12 protein-coding genes are annotated in these 15,649 nt (G+C 71.4%); 7 read left to right on the forward strand and 5 right to left on the reverse strand.

The annotated features are described in order from the left end of the window. The first annotated feature begins 20 nt into the window (after positions 1 to 20). Both KALB_RS22135 and KALB_RS47665 read left to right on the forward strand, forming a co-directional pair. Entirely contained in the window at positions 21 to 581 is a 561-nt protein-coding gene (locus KALB_RS22135) for a TetR/AcrR family transcriptional regulator (protein ID WP_025357902.1), read from the forward strand. An 832-nt stretch (positions 582 to 1,413) separates the two neighbouring features. Next, entirely contained in the window at positions 1,414 to 1,905 is a 492-nt protein-coding gene (locus tag KALB_RS47665) for an AAA family ATPase (protein ID WP_236649986.1), read from the forward strand. Positions 1,906 to 1,939: 34 nt separating this feature from the next. On the opposite strand, the gene KALB_RS22145 is transcribed toward KALB_RS47665, so the two are convergent. Next, positions 1,940 to 2,410, reverse strand: coding sequence for an SRPBCC family protein (locus KALB_RS22145; protein WP_025357904.1), 471 nt, complete (start codon positions 2,408 to 2,410; stop codon positions 1,940 to 1,942). Then, positions 2,379 to 2,741, reverse strand: a complete 363-nt coding sequence (locus KALB_RS22150) for an ArsR/SmtB family transcription factor (protein WP_025357905.1) — start codon at positions 2,739 to 2,741, stop codon at positions 2,379 to 2,381. The genes KALB_RS22145 and KALB_RS22150 overlap by 32 nt, the downstream gene beginning before the upstream one ends. A gap of 104 nt (positions 2,742 to 2,845) precedes the next feature. Here KALB_RS22150 and KALB_RS44090 point away from each other — a divergent pair, with 104 nt between their 5' ends. Continuing rightward, positions 2,846 to 6,376, forward strand: a complete 3,531-nt coding sequence (locus KALB_RS44090) for an IucA/IucC family protein (RefSeq protein ID WP_025357906.1) — start codon at positions 2,846 to 2,848, stop codon at positions 6,374 to 6,376. Continuing rightward, positions 6,373 to 7,542 carry an MFS transporter gene (locus KALB_RS22160; protein WP_025357907.1) on the forward strand — a complete coding sequence of 390 codons (1,170 nt, stop codon included), beginning with the start codon at positions 6,373 to 6,375 and terminating at the stop codon, positions 7,540 to 7,542. Before KALB_RS44090 ends, KALB_RS22160 begins: the two co-directional genes overlap by 4 nt. Here the strand turns inward: KALB_RS22160 and KALB_RS22165 are convergent. Then, on the reverse strand, positions 7,532 to 8,332 hold the full coding sequence (locus KALB_RS22165; RefSeq protein ID WP_025357908.1) for an SDR family NAD(P)-dependent oxidoreductase: 801 nt from the start codon (positions 8,330 to 8,332) through the stop codon (positions 7,532 to 7,534). The genes KALB_RS22160 and KALB_RS22165 overlap by 11 nt on opposite strands. Before the next feature lie 96 nt (positions 8,333 to 8,428). Next, the gene (locus KALB_RS22170; RefSeq protein WP_030108589.1) at positions 8,429 to 9,019 is read right to left on the reverse strand and encodes a TetR/AcrR family transcriptional regulator; all 591 of its coding nucleotides are present in this window, start codon (positions 9,017 to 9,019) and stop codon (positions 8,429 to 8,431) included. Positions 9,020 to 9,085: 66 nt separating this feature from the next. On the opposite strand from KALB_RS22170, the gene KALB_RS22175 reads away from it, so the two are divergent. After that, positions 9,086 to 10,651 (forward strand): FAD-binding oxidoreductase, encoded by a 1,566-nt coding sequence (locus KALB_RS22175; RefSeq protein WP_025357910.1) that lies wholly within the window; start codon positions 9,086 to 9,088, stop codon positions 10,649 to 10,651. 6 nt (positions 10,652 to 10,657) lie between these two features. Here KALB_RS22175 and KALB_RS22180 read toward each other — a convergent pair whose 3' ends face one another. Then, complete coding sequence (locus KALB_RS22180; protein WP_025357911.1) at positions 10,658 to 11,347, reverse strand: helix-turn-helix transcriptional regulator; 690 nt, start codon at positions 11,345 to 11,347, stop codon at positions 10,658 to 10,660. A 572-nt stretch (positions 11,348 to 11,919) separates the two neighbouring features. On the opposite strand from KALB_RS22180, the gene KALB_RS22185 reads away from it, so the two are divergent. Together KALB_RS22185 and KALB_RS22190 are read left to right on the forward strand one after the other, a co-directional pair. Further along, positions 11,920 to 12,684: a hypothetical protein gene (locus KALB_RS22185; protein ID WP_148309568.1), complete on the forward strand. Its 765-nt coding sequence runs from the start codon at positions 11,920 to 11,922 to the stop codon at positions 12,682 to 12,684. A 100-nt stretch (positions 12,685 to 12,784) separates the two neighbouring features. Continuing rightward, complete coding sequence (locus tag KALB_RS22190) at positions 12,785 to 15,490, forward strand: AAA family ATPase (RefSeq protein ID WP_025357913.1); 2,706 nt, start codon at positions 12,785 to 12,787, stop codon at positions 15,488 to 15,490. Positions 15,491 to 15,649: the final 159 nt, after the last annotated feature.

Consider the following 15,649-nt stretch of genomic DNA (forward strand, 5'->3'; position numbering starts at 1 on the left):
TGATGTGTATGCTCGTACACATGACCTCGCGCAATGCGGCCGCCACCCGGCAGCGGATCCTGGAGCACGCACAACGCCAGTTCGCCCAGCACGGGTACGCGGCGGTCACGGTCAAAGGCGTGGCCGACGCCGCTGGCGTGTCGCCCAACCTCATCACGCGCTATTTCGGCGGCAAGGACGGCCTTTTCCTGGCGGCGACCCAGGTGGAGATCCCGGTCGCCGACTCCTTCGACGGCGACCGCTCCGCGCTGGGTTCACGCCTCGCGGCGAGCATCGTCCAGCGCTGGTTCGGTGCACCCGGGGAGGATCCGCTGCTCGCGCTGCAACGCGCGGCCGGCGAACGCCCGGAGGCAGCCGAGGCGCTGGCCACCTTCCTCGACACGAACTCGCTGGAGCCGCTGCACCGCTACCTGCGCGACAGCGGGTTGGACGACGCCGACGCCCGCAGCCGAGCCGCAGCGATCGACGCTTTCGTGCTCGGCGTCTCCACCCGCCGCCGGATCCTGCGTTCCGAACTCGGCGACCCCGCTGATCTCCAGGCCTGGCTGAGCGCCACCATCCAACGCCTCGCCGACGGGTGACGCACGACGGCAAGAACTACGCCAACTTCCGACGCTTCGCGCTGACCTGCACCATTGGGCGAACGAACCTGGTCTGCCCTGCCCAAATGAAGCTCTTGGGTCCCGTTGTTTCCCACTCCGAATCAGGGGCTGACGGCCTGGCTTACCCCCGTGCGAGCCGAGAAGGCGACTGGCGGGCGATCTCCAGCCCGTCCCGACTGGGACCCAGCGGGTGTGGGGAAGACGGACGAGCCGATCGTCGCGGCGATGTCCTGCTGGGGACCACCCCCGCGTACGCGGGGAAGACACTGAGCCCGATTCCGCAGAGCGTCGGCGGGCCGGACCACCCCCGCTGTACGCGGGGAGACGCCCCGGTGGCGCCCCTGGCGATCCACGCTGCCGGACCACCCCCGCGTGTGCGGGGAAGACCCCTATAGCCAGCGCCAACAGCCAGTGTCTCAAGGACCACCCCCGCGCATGCGGGGAAGACTCTTCTTGACCTGCGAGGCTACAGCGGCGGTCCCCGATCTGGCATCACTTTCCTCGTGCCGACTCACCGGCAATGCGATGCAGTGAAGTCTCCTCCATGGCAGAGACATCCTGCCATCCCATCACCCTGAGGCTCTTGCGCCCACGCTGGCCGCAACCTCTCCCGATCCCACGACCCCGACACCGCTACTCAGAGCGTGGCGCGAGCCATGCCACGGATAGCAGGGGTGCGCCCCCTGGTACCCCGCAAGCCAGCAACGCATTTCCTCCACAGGGGAGGGACCTTCGCGTCATCTACAAGGGGGCCGTCTGCCATCGACCGGTAGCCCTGACAGGGCTTCGGCTGCCGCTCTACCGTGGGCGGGTGGCAGTGATCCTGGTGACGGGCATGTCCGGCACGGGCAAGTCGACCGCGCTGAACCAGCTGGAACAGCGGGGCTATCGCGTGGTGGACACCGACTTCGGCGGGTGGATCGAGGAGGTCCCCAGCCCGGACGGCAGCGGCGGGGAGCCGCAGTGGCGCGAGGACCGGATCGAGGCGCTGATCGCGGACCACGAGCGTTCCGGTGAGCCGCTGTTCATCGCGGGCACGGTGTGCAACCAGCACAGGTTCCACTCCCGTTTCGACGAGATCGTCCTGCTCAGTGCGCCCTTGGCGGTGGTACTGGACCGCATCGCCAACCGGGACAACAACCCCTTCGGCAAGACCGCCGGGGAACGCGACCGGATCGTGGCGGACACAGCCGAGATCGAGCCGCTGCTCCGGTCCTCGGCCACCGTGGAAATCGACACCCGCACGCCGCTCACCGAGGTGGTGGACCAGCTGGCGGCGCTCGCCGGTCCACCGGCGCCCTGAGCCCTGGGGCCCGAAGTCACGCGCGGGGTGGGGCTCAGCGCAGGGACTTCGCCACTGCTTCCAGGTGGTCCATGGACTCCTGCATGCCGACCTCCATGCCGGAGTTGATGTGCGCGTCACGGTGTTCCCGCTTGGCGTGCCGCACGAGGATCTCCAGCGTGGTGCGGCCCTCCTTCTCGGTGAGGGTCAGCGTGTTGAGCGACTCACCGTCGGGCGCCCCCTCGAACACCTCGGTGGACACGATCAGCTCGTTGGGCACGATCTCCCGGTAGACCCCGTGGAAGCCGACCTCGAACCCGCCGTTGGCGGTCATCACGTAGCGCCACCGGCCGCCGACCCGCAGGTCGACCTCGACGCTGGTGACCTCGCCGCGGTCCCCGCCCCACCACCGCTTGATCAGCTCGGGCGTGGTCCACGCGCGGTAGACCAGGTGCGCGGGCACCTCGAACTCACGGGTGATCAGGACCTCGGTGTCACCGGGGAGCGTCACCACTGCCTTGCCCATCTTCGTCCTCCTGGAGTTCGGCCAGCACGACGTCCAGCCGGGTGAACCGTTCGTCCCACAAACGCTCATAGGTGCTCAGCCATTCGTGCAAGGGCTTGAGTGGCTGTGGATTGAGGCGGTACAGCCGGTTCCGCCCCTCTTCACGCACCTGAACCAGCCCGACCTCACGCAGCACGCGCAGGTGCTTGGACACCAGCGGCTGCGCCAGGCCCAACTGCTCGACGAGTTCGCTCACGGCGCGTTCACCCGTCACAAGCAGGTCCAGGATCTGCCTGCGCCGAGGTTCGGCCACCGCGTTGAACGCGTCCGTCGTAGTCGCCGCCCTTGCCACGGCCCCATCATATACCCATATGGACATGAGTCAAGGGTGGTTCAGATTCGGGCCAATCTCACATTTGTTGCCCGCGCACCCGTCCCGTATCTAGCGTTGACCGCATGTCGACCAGCACGCCGCCCGACGTCCTGGCCAATCACGAGGCGCGAGTAGCAGAGGAGCTGTCACAACAGGACGCGGAACTGGCCGCACAGTTCCGCGCACAGCTGCCCGGAGCGCGCCGTTCCGTGCTGAACAGACTGGTGTCCGCACTGGTCCGCGAGCGGCTGCTCAGCTCCGACCGGCTCAAACCGACAGTTCGTCAGGTCACGGCCACCGGGCGGCTGGTCGCCGACGGGCCGGTGGTCTTCGAGGACAGGACCGTCGAGGACCCGGTCGACCTGCTGCGGCTGATCGCCGAGCACGGGCTGGGCACCGGCGCGCCCGGCGAGTGGCTGCGGGTCGCCGAGGAGATCGGGCACAGCGTCACCGGCCAGGCCCTGGCGATGGTCGCCGCCGAGCACCGCCGCCGCCCGTCCGAGGTGGACGCCCCGTTCAGCGCCCTGGACGCGGCCCTGCGCGCGGCGGGCGGGCACGGCTGCCTGGCCGTGGCCTTCGAGCAACTGGTGGTCGACGGGCACCCGATGCACCCCGGCGCCAAGATCAAGATCGGCATGTCCGCCGTGGACGCCGTGCGGTACGGGCCCGAGTTCGGCGTCTCCTTCGACCTCGGGCTGATCGCGGTGCGCCAGGACTGCGCGGTCGGCTCCCCCATCGCCCGCGCCGTGCTGCGCGAGGCGTTCCCGCGGGCCGTGACCGAGGCCGAGGCCGAACTCAGGGCGGCCGGACACGACCCGGACGGCTACGTGTTCGTGCCGATCCACCCGCACCAGCGCGAGCACGCCATGCCGCAGCTGCACAGCGACGCCCTCGCGGACGGCACGGTTCTGCCACTGCGCGCGAGGATTCCCGCCGAACCGTTGATGTCGGTGCGGACACTGGCCGTGCGCGAACCTGGCAGCCCGGTGGGACTGCACGTCAAGACCGCGCTGGAGGTCCGCGTCACCGGGGCGGTCCGGGGTGTGTCGCAGGCCGCGATCCACAACGGGCCCAAGGTGTCCGAACTGGTGGAGCGGATCGCCGCCGGTGACCTGGACCTGAGCCGCACCACGCAGGACGGGCGACGGCGGTTCGCGATCTGCCGCGAGCTGGCCGGAGTCGGCTACGTGCCACCGGAGGCGCGCGGCGAGGGCTGGGACACCGGTGACTCCGAGAAGGCACTGGCCAGGCAGCGCTCGCTGTGTTCGGTGCTGCGCGAGGACGTGGCGGCCGGTGTCGCGCCCGGCGAGCTCGCCATGCCGGTGGCCGCACTGCTGGCCACCTCACCGGTGACGGGCAACTCCGTGGTGGCCGACCTGCTCACCGAGTTGCACGGCGAGGTCGGCGGCACGCTGGACGAGGTCGCGCAGGAGTGGCTGGGGCAGCACGTGGAACTGTGCGTGCCCGCCGCGCTGACCCTGCTGGTCCGGTACGGGATAGCACTGGAACCCCACCCGCAGAACGCGGTCCTGGTGCTGGCGGACAAGCGGCCACAGCGGGTGCTGGTCCGCGATCTCGGTGGCGCCCGGTTGCTGCCCCAGCGACTGGCCCGCCGGGGCTTCGAGATCGAGCTGCTGCCCGGTTCGGCCCTGCTCGCCGAGGACCCGGAGTTGTTGCGGGCCAAGCTGTTCTTCCCGCTTTTCGGCAACCACCTCGGTGAGCTCATCGCCGCCGTCGCCGAGGGCACGGGCTGCCCCGAGGACCAGTTGTGGGCCGTCGTGCGGCGGTGTGTGCTGCGCACCTTCACCCGGTTGACGGCCGCCGCGGTGAGCCAGGACGAGGTGGACGACGCGCGCGCCGACGCCGAGGCGCTGCTGCACAAGCCCTGGCGGTACAAGACGATGCTGGCGATGCGCCTGGCCTCGCTGGTCACCGACCAGCGCTACGTGGACGCGCCGAACCCGTTGCGAGACAGCGAACCGCCCGCCATGCCGGAGGACCTGTCCTTGCCGGAAGAGCAGATGTACCACCAGCTCCGCGAGAGCGATCCGGAGTTGTTGCGGGGCTGGCTGACGGAATTGCCCGGCGCCCGTCTGTCCACTGTGTACCGTGCACTCGGTGCGATGGAACGTGAGGACGTGGTCGGCACGAACCGTCCGGTGCACACCATCGACGAACTGGTCGACCTGGTGCACCCGGCACAGGTCCGCGCGGACCTGGCCGACTCGGCGCGCAACCTGGCGCTGTCCCGCGCCGGGGTGGCGCGGCGCCGTCGGCGGCTCAGCGCGGACCAGTCGGTCAGCGACCTCATCCTGGACCTGGACGCGATGTGCGCCGAGGGCCACCTGCTACACCCGTTCGGGCGCAGCCGCGGCGAGTTCACCCCCGCCGACTCGCTGGCCTACGCCGCTGAGACCGCGGACACCGTTGGCGTGCAACTGGTTGCCGTCCGCCGCGAGCTGACCATGCTGACCCCCGACGAGTCGGGCAGGTCCGTCGGCGACCTGATCGCCGAGCACTACCCCGAGGTGGCCGCCCGCGCCAGGGCCGGGCTGGAGCGCCGCGGGCACGACCCGGGCCGGTACGAGCTGGTGCCGGTGCACCCCTGGCAGGCGGCCAGGGCGCTGCCCCGCGAGTACGCCGCCGAGCTGGCCTCCGGTGAGGTCGTACCGATCCCCGAGGCGCAACTGGCGTGCCGTCCCACGGTGTCGCTGCGCAGCCTGGTCACGGCGGCACCGGGACGGCACGGCCGCCGCCTGACGGTGAAGACGGCCCTGGACGTGCTGATCACCTCCACGCGGCGGACGATCTCGCCCGCGAGCACCCGCAACGGGCCCGCGCAGAGCGCGCTGCTGACTCGGCTGGTCGGGAACAACGACCGGGTGCGGGTCGTGGCCGAGCTGGCGGGTGTGGCGTTCGCCGGGGCCGCTGACACGCCGGGCCGCAAGCGCGGGCTGTCGGCGCTGCTGCGCGAGGACCCGGCCGACCAGGTGGGCCGGGGCGAGTGGGCGTTCTCCGCCTGCGCGCTGCGGGCCACCTCGCCCGCGACGGGGCGACCGCTGCTCGCCGACCTGCTGGAAACCCAGTCGCCGCAGGAGTTCCTCACCGAGTACGCGGACCTGCTGTTCTCGGCGACCCTGCCGCTGATGTGGCGGCACGGCATCGCGCTGGAGGCCCACCTCCAGAACACGGTGCTGGTGGTCCGGGAGGGGCGGCCGGTCCGGCTGCTGCTGCGCGACTTCTCCGGTATGCGGGGCCACCGCGAGCGGATGCGGCTCAGCGGTGCGGAGTTCACCCCGCACGAGGGCTCCGTGACGATCACCGAGGACCTGGCCGAGGTGCGGGCCAAGCTGGCGCACGCCGTGGTGCTGGCCAACCTCGCCGACGTGGTGGACCTGCTGACCACCGTGGCCGAGGTGCGGGCCGAGTCGCTGTGGGAGCTGGTCCGCGAGGTCCTGCGGCGGGTGCACGAGGGCATCGACTCGCCGTGGGCCGAGGAGGAGTACGCGGCGCTGCTCGCGCCGACCCTGTCACAGAAAGCACTGGCGAGGATGAGGATGGCCCCTGTGGACGGTGTCGTGCACTGCCCGCGTCCCAACCCCCTGCTGTCGTGAGCGGCCGCAAACCCCTGACGCTGTTCCTGACGGGCACGCTGGCCTCCCGCATCGGCGACAACGCGGACCTGTTGGCGCTCAACTGGTACGTGTTGGAGCGCACGCACTCGGCGACCATGCTCGGGCTGGTCAACGTGCTGCGTCTGGCGCCGATCCTGTTCTGCACGGCGCCCACGGGCTGGTTGGCGGACCGCTTCGACCGCAGGCGATTACTCGCGGGCACCCGGTTGGCCCTGTTCGTGTCCACGCTCGCGGTGGCGGCGGCCGTGGTCGGCGAGGGCCCGATGTGGGTGCTCTGCGGTGCGGTGCTGGTGCGGGCGGTCGCGGGGTGCGCCGAGCCGGTGCTGCGGCAGTCGATGTTGCCGCTGCTGTGCGGGGGCAGACCGCTGGCCAAGGTCGTGGCGATGCACTCGGCCTGCCTGAACCTGGCGATGGTGCTCGGCCCGGCGATCGGCTCGGTGCTGCTGGCGACCACCCCACTGGTCACGGTCTTCTGGTTCAACGTGGCGTGCAGCGTGCTTTCCCTGTGCTGCCTGACGATCCTGCCGGAGAACTCGCGGCGCGCGGAGCGCGGGCCGAGCACCCCGCTGTGGCCGTTCGTCCGGGAGAACCCCGTGGTGCGGGCCCAACTGGCGCTGGCCGTGGGGCCGATGTTGTTCGCCTTCCCGTACACCTCGCTGATGCCCTTGCTGGCCAAGGACCTGGTCGGTGGGGACGCGGGCACCACCGGGCTGTTGCTGACCTCCGGCGCGGTGGGCGCGTTGGCGGCCTCGCTGAGCCTGAGCCGCCGGGCACCGGCCAGGCCGGGGGTGCTGGCGGCGGTCACCGGGGTGGCGCTGGGCGTCATGTTGTTGGGGCTGCTGGTGTTCCGCTCCTTCGGGGTCGAGGCGGCGGTGGCGATGATGCTGCTCGTCGGGGTGGTCGGCCAGTGTTACCGCACGAGCAACCGCTCGGCGCTGCAACTCGCGCTGCCCGACGAACTGCGCGGCCGGGTGCTGGGCATCGCCAACACCGACCGGGCGCTGATCCCCGCCGGAACCGCCCTGCTGTCCCCGATCGCCGAACTGTTCGGCACCGCGACCATGCTGCTGGTGATGGGGGTGGGCTGCGTGCTGGTGACCCTGCTGGCGGCCCAGTTGGGCACTCGCGAGCGTGTCATGGCGTGACGAGCCTGGCCATGGCGCGCAGCACGCCGGGGCACAGGCGGCTGAGCACCAGCGCGAGCCTGGCCTCCGCCGTGACCGGCACGATCGGCCGGTTGCGGCGCACCGCGCGCAGGATCTGCTCGGCCACGCGCTCCGGCGGGAAGTCGCGCCGCCGGTGCAGCCGGACGGCACGGGCCCGCTGCCGTTCCTGCTGTTGCGCGTCCTGCCCCGAGAAGGTCATGACCTGCACGATGTTGGTGCTGACCAGCCCCGGGCAGATGGTCGACACCCCGATGCCCGCGGCCGACAGCTCCGCGCGCAGGCAGTCCGAGAGCATGTACACCGCCGCCTTGCTGGTGGCGTAGGCGCCGAGCGACCTGGCGGGCACGTAGGCCGCGCCCGAGGCCACGTTGACGATGTGCGCCGGGCCGCCACTGGCCACCATGCGCACGCCGAAGGCCCGGCACATGTGGATCACACCCCACAGGTTGACCTCCAGCACCCGCGCCCACTGCTCGGTGCTGGTGTCCAGGACCCCGCCCACGTGGCTGATGCCCGCGTTGTTGACCAGCACGTCCGGCACGCCGTGCGCGGTGCTCACCTCCGCGGCGAAGCTCCACACGGACTGTTCGTCGGAGACGTCCAGCCGGTAGGCGTGCACCCCGGACCCGCCCGAATCGGCCGTCGCGCGGGCCGTGTCCCCGTCCTGGTCGCTGGCGATCACCTCGGCCCCGCGCCGGGCGAAGGCCAGTGCGGTGGCCCGGCCTATGCCGCTGCCCGCACCGGTCACGACCACGAGTCTGGCAGCCATGGAGCCTCCCCGTCGGCGGACAGCGGCCACCAGTGTCAGGCGCCGTCCGGGTTCCCGCCGGGCATGTCCCCCCGATGGCCCAGTGCGGTGTCCGCGCTAGAGCGCCGCGATCACCCGCTGGCTGCGCGCGATCATGTCCGAGGCCGTCTGGGCCGGGTGCTGCTGCCACCAGCGGACCATGGCGGTGACCACGCCGAACCACACCTGGGTGAGCAGGGACTCGTCCTTGGCGTCGTACCCGCCCACGTCGGCGAGTACCTCGCTGACGCCGACCGCGCCGAGCCGGTTGAGCGCGCGCCGGTACTTGCGGGCCTGCTGCTCGATCGGGCTGCCCGCGGGCACGGTCGGGTCGTAGACGATGGACCAGTCGTGCGGCCTGGGCTCCAGGGTGGTGAAGATCGCGGCCAGGGTGTCGGCCGCGCGCTGGCGGCCGGGCACCGGGTGCTGGGCGGCGGCCACGGCCTGCACCAGCGGTGGGCCCGCGCGGTGCAGGCAGGCCAGGAACAGGCCGTCCTTGGACTCGAAGTAGCTGTAGACCAGCGGCTTGGAGATGCCCGCGCGGTTGGCGATCTCGGCCACCGAGGCGTGCGCGTAGCCGTGCGTGCCGAACTCCGCCGCGGCCTCGTCGAGGATCTGCCGCTCGCGTTCCTCCCTCGGCACGCCCTTGGTGCCCGCCCTGCCCGTCATGCGCCGAGCCTACCGCGCGAATTGACTCTGAGGTAACTTACCCGAGAGTCAATTCGAGGAGGCGACGTGACGCGCTCGTGGTGGGGCTGGGGCAACACTCAGGACGCCGTGGCCGGTCAGGAGCTGGCCGAGCTGACAGCCCGGGTCTCGGCGCTGCTGCCCGACCGGGACCCGACCGTGCACGAGCCGCCCGAGGTGGCCGCGCTCGACCTGCCCACCCCGCGGGTGACCCCGCCCGCCGCGCTGGCCCACCTGTGCTCGGTCGAGCCCGAGGACCGCGCCGCGCACAGCCACGGCAAGGCGTACCGGGATGTGGTGCGCAACCTGGCCGGGGACCTGCGGCACGTGCCGGACCTGGTGGCACGGCCACGCACCGAGCAGGACGTGGTCGACCTGCTGGACTGGTGCACGCGCGAATCAGTGGCCGCCATCCCCTACGGCGGCGGCAGCTCGGTGGTCGGCGGGGTCGAGCCACGCTTCGACGGGGAGTACGCCGGGGCCGTGACCCTCGACCTGGGCCGACTCGACCAGGTGCTGGAGGTCGACCGGGTGAGCAGGGCCGCGCGGATCCAGGCCGGGGTGCTGGGCCCGCACCTGGAACAGCAGTTGCGCCCGCACGGGCTCACCCTGCGGCACTACCCGCAGTCCTTCGAGTTCTCCACGCTCGGCGGCTGGCTCGCCACTCGTGCGGGCGGCCACTTCGCCACGCTGCACACCCACATCGACGACCTGACCGAGTCGATGCGGGTGATCACCCCGACCGGCGTCAGCGAGTCCCGGCGGCTGCCCGGCTCGGGCGCGGGCCCCTCCCCCGACCGGCTGTGGCTCGGCTCCGAGGGCGCGCTCGGCGTGATCACCGAGGCGTGGCTGCGGTTGCAGGACCGTCCACAGTGGAGGTCCCGCGCCTCGGTGCACTTCGGGGAGTACGGCCGCGCGGTCGCCGCGACCCGCGCCATCGCGCAGTCCGGGCTGTACCCGGCGAACTGCCGCCTGCTGGACGCGGGCGAGGCCTTCCTCAACGCGGGCGCCTCGGTCGGCGGCGCGGTGCTGGTGCTCGCCTTCGAGTCGGCCGACCACCCGGTTCGGGCCTGGCTGGACCGTGCGCTGCAACTGTGCCGCGACCACGGCGGCACGGTGCACGACGACGCCGAGGACCCGGGCACCGCCTGGCGGGCCTCCTTCCTGCGCATGCCCTACCAGCGCGACGCCCTCGCCCGGCAGTCGGTGCTCGTCGAGACCTTCGAGACCGCCTGCACCTGGGACCGGTTCGAGCAACTGCACGCCGCGGTGCTGGCCGCCGCCCACGGGGCGCTGCGCCGGGTGACCGGCGGCGGCCTGGTGACCTGCCGGTTCACCCACGTCTACCCGGACGGCCCCGCCCCGTACTTCGGCGTGTACGCCCCGGGCCGGTGGGGCAGCCTGGTCGCGCAGTGGGACGAGGTCAAGGCTGCGGTGTCCGAGGCGTTGATCGCCAACGGCGGCACGATCACCCACCACCACGCGGTCGGCCGCGACCACCGGCCCTGGTACGACCGGCAGCGCCCCGAGCCGTTCGCCGCCGCGCTGGCCGCGGTCAAGTCCACTGTGGACCCTGCCCGCATCCTCAATCCCGGCGTGCTGTTGCCGGGCTGAGCCAGCTCAGCGTGACGTCACCGCGCGCGAGGCGGCGAACTGCGCGGCCTCCTCGGGCGGGCAGTTGAGGTCCCGGTAGCGGGCGAGCAGGTCGTGCCGCGCGGCGTAGGCCACGGCGTGCACCCGGCCGCGCAGGCCGAGGCGCGCCTTGAGGTCGCTGATGAACCCCTTCACGGAGCGCTCGGAGTAGCCCAGGACGCGGGCCACCACCGTGGTCGGCGTGCCCTCGCTGAGCAGTTGCAGCAACTGGATCTCCCGCTCGGACAACGCCCCGCTGCGTAGCAGGGCCAGCTCCCGGTTGCGCGATTCGATGCCGCGGATCTGAGCGATCAGGTTGCCCTGCACCGAGTTGGGCCGCTGGATTCGCAGCACCGCCTCGTACACCTGCTCGAGGCTGGTTTCCTGCCGCCACAGCACGGTCACCACCCCCGCGTGCACCGCCTGCTCGGCCTGGGCGAGCTCGATCTGGTTGACCACGAGCAGGGCGGGCAGCCGTCTCGGTCTCGCCAGGGTGGCCGCCGCGCGCAGGCTGGTCAGCAGTTCCGGACTGAGGTCACCACCGAGGGCCACCACCACCTGGCACCGCTCCGCCGCCTCGGCGCCGCAGTACGCACGGACCTGGTCGAAGCCGTTCAGGTAGCTCACCGTGCCGTCAGCGGTCAGCGGGTCGTCGGCGATCACCGCCACCTTCACCACAGGCGTCTCCGTTCGCGCGAGGAGTTGGCGAAACCCATCGCGGGTTTTCCCGCCGACGGTACGCACGGCCCAGCATTTCTGCCCGAGCGGACGCCGGTGGCGGACCTAGACTCCGAGAACACCATTCTCAGGGTTTCCACGCACGAGAGCGGATCATGCCTGCCAATTCGACGAGTCTCCCGGCCGCTTCGGTGTCACTCAGCGGGACATCCGCGCACGTCAATCCACAATCGTCAGGACATCACGGCCCCTACCGCCCAGGCACGACCCGTTTCAGCATCAAAGAGTGCCCGAATCCCGCCCGGCCCGGTATCGGAGTTCCGCACAGACGGGCATTGACCTCGTGGTTGTCAGTGCCCGTTCGGTCATCCCCGGTCCAAGTGACTCCGCCTGCCGTTCACGGCGGAAAACCCGCAATCAAGCCACACGGGTGCACAACGGTTCACAACACGTGACGCATCGACGTGAGACTTACGCCAACAACACCGTCTTCAGCCTGGACATGCAGAGGTGACACCTTGTCTCCGCACCACTGTGCGCCGCCGTTCCTCCCTACCAGCCTCGTGGGGAAGGTGGAACGGAACCGGACGGTCCGCGCGCACAAGCTGCTCGAACTCTGGGGCTACCTGCTGACCAGGCCCGAGCCCGAGGACGTCGAGGAGATCCGCACGGCGACCGGGGCCACACTGGGCCTGGCCACCAGGCAGAGCTTCCACCTGTACGTGCGCGCACTGGCCGAACTCGAGATGGTGGTGATCCTGGAGTCCACCTCGGGTGCGCCGCGCAAGCTGTACTCGGGCGCCTTCCCGCGCACGCTGTCCGAACTGGACCGCACGATGCTGCGCAGCTGGACCGCCACCCTGCCGTGCCGCCCCTGCCGCGGCGAGGTCCAGCTCCGGCTGACCGGCGGTTGTCCCGCCGACGCCGCCGACCACCGCGCGCTGCCCCCACTGCCCGTTTCGGCGCGGGAACTGCTCAGCGGGCTGGACGGTCTCTACGAACCGAGGGTGCGGGCGATCTGGGCGGAGATGCTGTCCATCGACGAGGACTACAGCCTGTTCCAGATCCTGGGGCTGGCCAGGAACTCGATGCCCATCAGTTCCTCGCAGACGGTCGGCCGCTACCTGCGCGGCATGCGCAAGGCGGGCCTGATCCGGTCCTCGGACTACCTGCACGGGACGGGAAAGGTCTACCAGGGTTGTTTCCCGCGCGCGGTCACCGACGAGGATTACCTCCGGCTCCAGCCCTGGCTGCGGACCCTGCCCCAGGAACGGGCCAGGGTGGTGCTGCACAGGTGGTCGACACGGCCGAGGCCAGGCGTGCCGATCACCACCTGAAAAGTACTTCTCCAGCACCGCGTACCGCAGGACGGCCCTCGTAGATGATCCGCTTTGTCCGTTTCCGTCGCACTCCCGCACAACTCGGTGCCCTGTGCCGATGAATTCGCCGGCCACCGCGTTGTTCGGCAAACAGCACCTGATCGAGCAGTTGCTCGGCTTCCTGGACTCGAAACAGACCGCCCCGGTGCTCGTGATCGGCGGCCCGGCCGGTGTCGGCCGCAGCACCGCGATGGCCGCACTGGGTGCGGCGGCCCGCGCGAATGGCGTGACAACCCTGGTCGTGCGCATGCGCGAGTCCGACCGGAGCCGTCCCCACCGGGGAGTCATGCGGGTGGACGACGCGCTGAGCGAGGTGGCCGCCGACCCGGCCCAGCAGGATGCCGAGCAGCGCACGGTCACGCGGACCGCGACGCGGCTGGCCGACTCGCTGCTGGGACTGGGCCCGGCGTTCGTGCTGATCGACGACGCGCAGTGGGTGGACGGGCACTCACGGGCCGCGCTGACCACGGTGGCCCGGCGGCTGGTGGGCAGCCCGGCGAAGCTGGTGCTGAGCCTGCGCACCCCGCGCCCGGCCGAGCTGCCCGCCTGCACGCAGGAGGACGCACTGGTGCACGCGGTTCGGTTGCCCCCGCTGGATCGGGCCGAGTCACGAGTACTGCTCGGCCAGGTGCTGGGCGCACGGCTGACCCCGCGCCTGGCCGACCGGCTGCACGAACTCGGCGGCGGCCTGCCCGGTGCGCTGATCGCGGCGGCCAGGGGCTACCAGCGAGCCGGTGCCGTGCGGGTGAGCGACCACCACGCGTACCTGGTGCACGAGCATCTGCCCCCACAGGTCGACTTGCAGGACCCCGTGCTCGCCGATGTGCGCAGGCTGCCGCCGCACACCCGCGCGGTGGCACTGGGCATGGCGGTGCTGGCCCCACTGGGCGAGGCGGCGACCGGGCTGCTCGCGGGCAGCCTGGACCGCCCGGAGCAGGAAGTGCGCCAGGCCCTGGACGAGCTCACCGCGCTCGGCCTGCTGACGGTGGGCCCCGACCGGCGGTTCCGCAGCCCGCTGCTGGCCGAGGTCCTGCCCGCCAAGCTGGGTCCCTACGCGCGGCGCAGGCTGGCGAGTGCGGCGGTGCGGGCGGTCTGGCAGGGCGCGGCGCGCAGCGCGGACCCGTTCTACCTGCCCGAACAGCTCGCGATCTCCGCAGGCATGGTGGATCCCGAGCGCACCGGTGCGGAACTGCTCACGCACGCCGAGCAGGTCGTGCTGATCGACCACGCACGGGTGGTGCCCTGGCTGCGCGCGGCCGCGGAACTGCCGCTGGGCAGGCAGGAACAGGTGCGCAGCCTGCGCCTGCTCACGGTCACCTCGCTCTACGACGGACAGTGGCAGCGCGCCGCGGAGAGCGCCGAGCGGTTGCTCGCCGAGCACGCCGACCTGCTGACCGCGGACCACGTGCAGTGCCTGCAACTGATGTACGTCACCGCCCTGCTGGCGCTGCGGGACTTCGGCACCCTGGACAACCTGATCGCCGGGGACTGGGGCCAACTGTCGGGCGGGCCTGCCCAGCGGATCGTCAGCTCGGCCTGCGCCCTGAGCATGCTCGACCGGTTCCGGCAGGCGCACGAACTGCTGGAGTCCACCCGCTCCACGTGGCAGGGTGCGGAGGGCTTCACCAGTGTGCTCGGCGAGATGTTCGCCGACCAGGCGGCGCGGCTGCTCGGCCTCGGTGGCCCACTGTCCACAGTGCTCGATCGCACCGCGCGGCTGCTGGCGCCCGTCGAGGAGCTGAACCGGCAGGCCGTGGCCGCCGCCTACGCGCGAACCTCGTTGACAATCAACGACTTGAGCTCAGCACGCGCCGCCATGTCCAGGCTCGCTCTGCCCGAGCAGGCACTGAACGAGGTGGACCTGGCGGTGCTGCGCTTCCTGGCGGGCCACTGGGACGAGGCGCTGGCGATCTCCCAGCTGGCGATCGTGCGCGGCACGCCCACCGGGAACCCGTTGGGCCACACCGGCATGTACCGCGCGATGGCCCGCATCCACCTGGCCAGGGGCAGCCTGTCCGAGGCGCGGTCGATCATCGCGAAGGCCCGCGCGGAGCAACAGGTCGCGGACCACCTTCTGTCCTCGGTGGACGCTGACGTCGAACTGCTGCTGACCAACGTGCCGCAGGCGGACCGGCTGCTGCGCGAGGGCCTGGCGGTGGCCTCGCGCAGGGGCGTGCTCGCCGGTACCGACGACCTGTTGCTGGGGCTGGCCCAGCTGCGCTCGCTGCCCGGAGCACTGCCCGAGGACCGCGACCTCGTGGCGTGCACGGGACGGGTCGCCACCGCGGTGGACACCCGGGCCGCCTGGCTCAACCACCTGCTGACCAGGGCGCTGGTGCTGGCCGACCCGGACTCGGCGGCCAGCGCGCTGGCACTGGCCAGGGCCTCGGGGCAGCCCTTCGAACTGGCCAACACGATCTTCCGGCTGGCCGGGGCCGGGTTCGTCACCGCCAAGCTGGTGCACGAGGGCTACGCGCTGTACGGCCAGTTGCGGGCGCTGCTGTCTCGCGCGCGGACGCGCCACCTCATGCGGGAGCTGAACATCCCGGTCCCCGACCGGCGCGCGGCCACCGCGGAGAACGAGTACCTGCTGGCGACCCTGGTCACCGACGGGCTGAGCAACCGCACGGTGGCCGCCGTGCTGCACACCAGCGAGCGGTCCGTGGAGAGCAGGCTGAGCCGGTTGTTCAAGCACACCGGCTACCGGTCCCGGGTGGAGCTGGCCACGGCGATGCTCGCGGGTCAGTTCGAGTTGCAGCTCTAGTGCGGTGTCCAAGACCGTCGTCGGGTACACCGCACAGCGGCTCGCCTCGGGACCTTGACCGTGTCTCGCCGGCGACCACCCAGCCACGCCCGCCGACGCGGGCCGTGTCATGAAAGTGCCGTTCAGGACACTGGCTGTCTCGAACGGCACTTTCATTGC

Source organism: Kutzneria viridogrisea DSM 43870, from assembly GCF_000525635.1.
Lineage (GTDB): Bacteria > Actinomycetota > Actinomycetes > Mycobacteriales > Pseudonocardiaceae > Kutzneria > Kutzneria viridogrisea.

Excerpts from the sequence above, each read along its gene's own strand:
- KALB_RS22145 (WP_025357904.1), bottom strand. The coding sequence starts at position 2,410 with ATGGGCAAGGCAGTGGTGACGCTCCCCGGTGACACCGAGGTCCTGATC.
- KALB_RS22135 (WP_025357902.1), top strand. The coding sequence starts at position 21 with ATGACCTCGCGCAATGCGGCCGCCACCCGGCAGCGGATCCTGGAGCAC.
- KALB_RS22170 (WP_030108589.1), bottom strand. The coding sequence starts at position 9,019 with ATGACGGGCAGGGCGGGCACCAAGGGCGTGCCGAGGGAGGAACGCGAG.
- KALB_RS44090 (WP_025357906.1), top strand. The coding sequence starts at position 2,846 with ATGTCGACCAGCACGCCGCCCGACGTCCTGGCCAATCACGAGGCGCGA.
- KALB_RS22165 (WP_025357908.1), bottom strand. The coding sequence starts at position 8,332 with ATGGCTGCCAGACTCGTGGTCGTGACCGGTGCGGGCAGCGGCATAGGC.
- KALB_RS22190 (WP_025357913.1), top strand. The coding sequence starts at position 12,785 with ATGAATTCGCCGGCCACCGCGTTGTTCGGCAAACAGCACCTGATCGAG.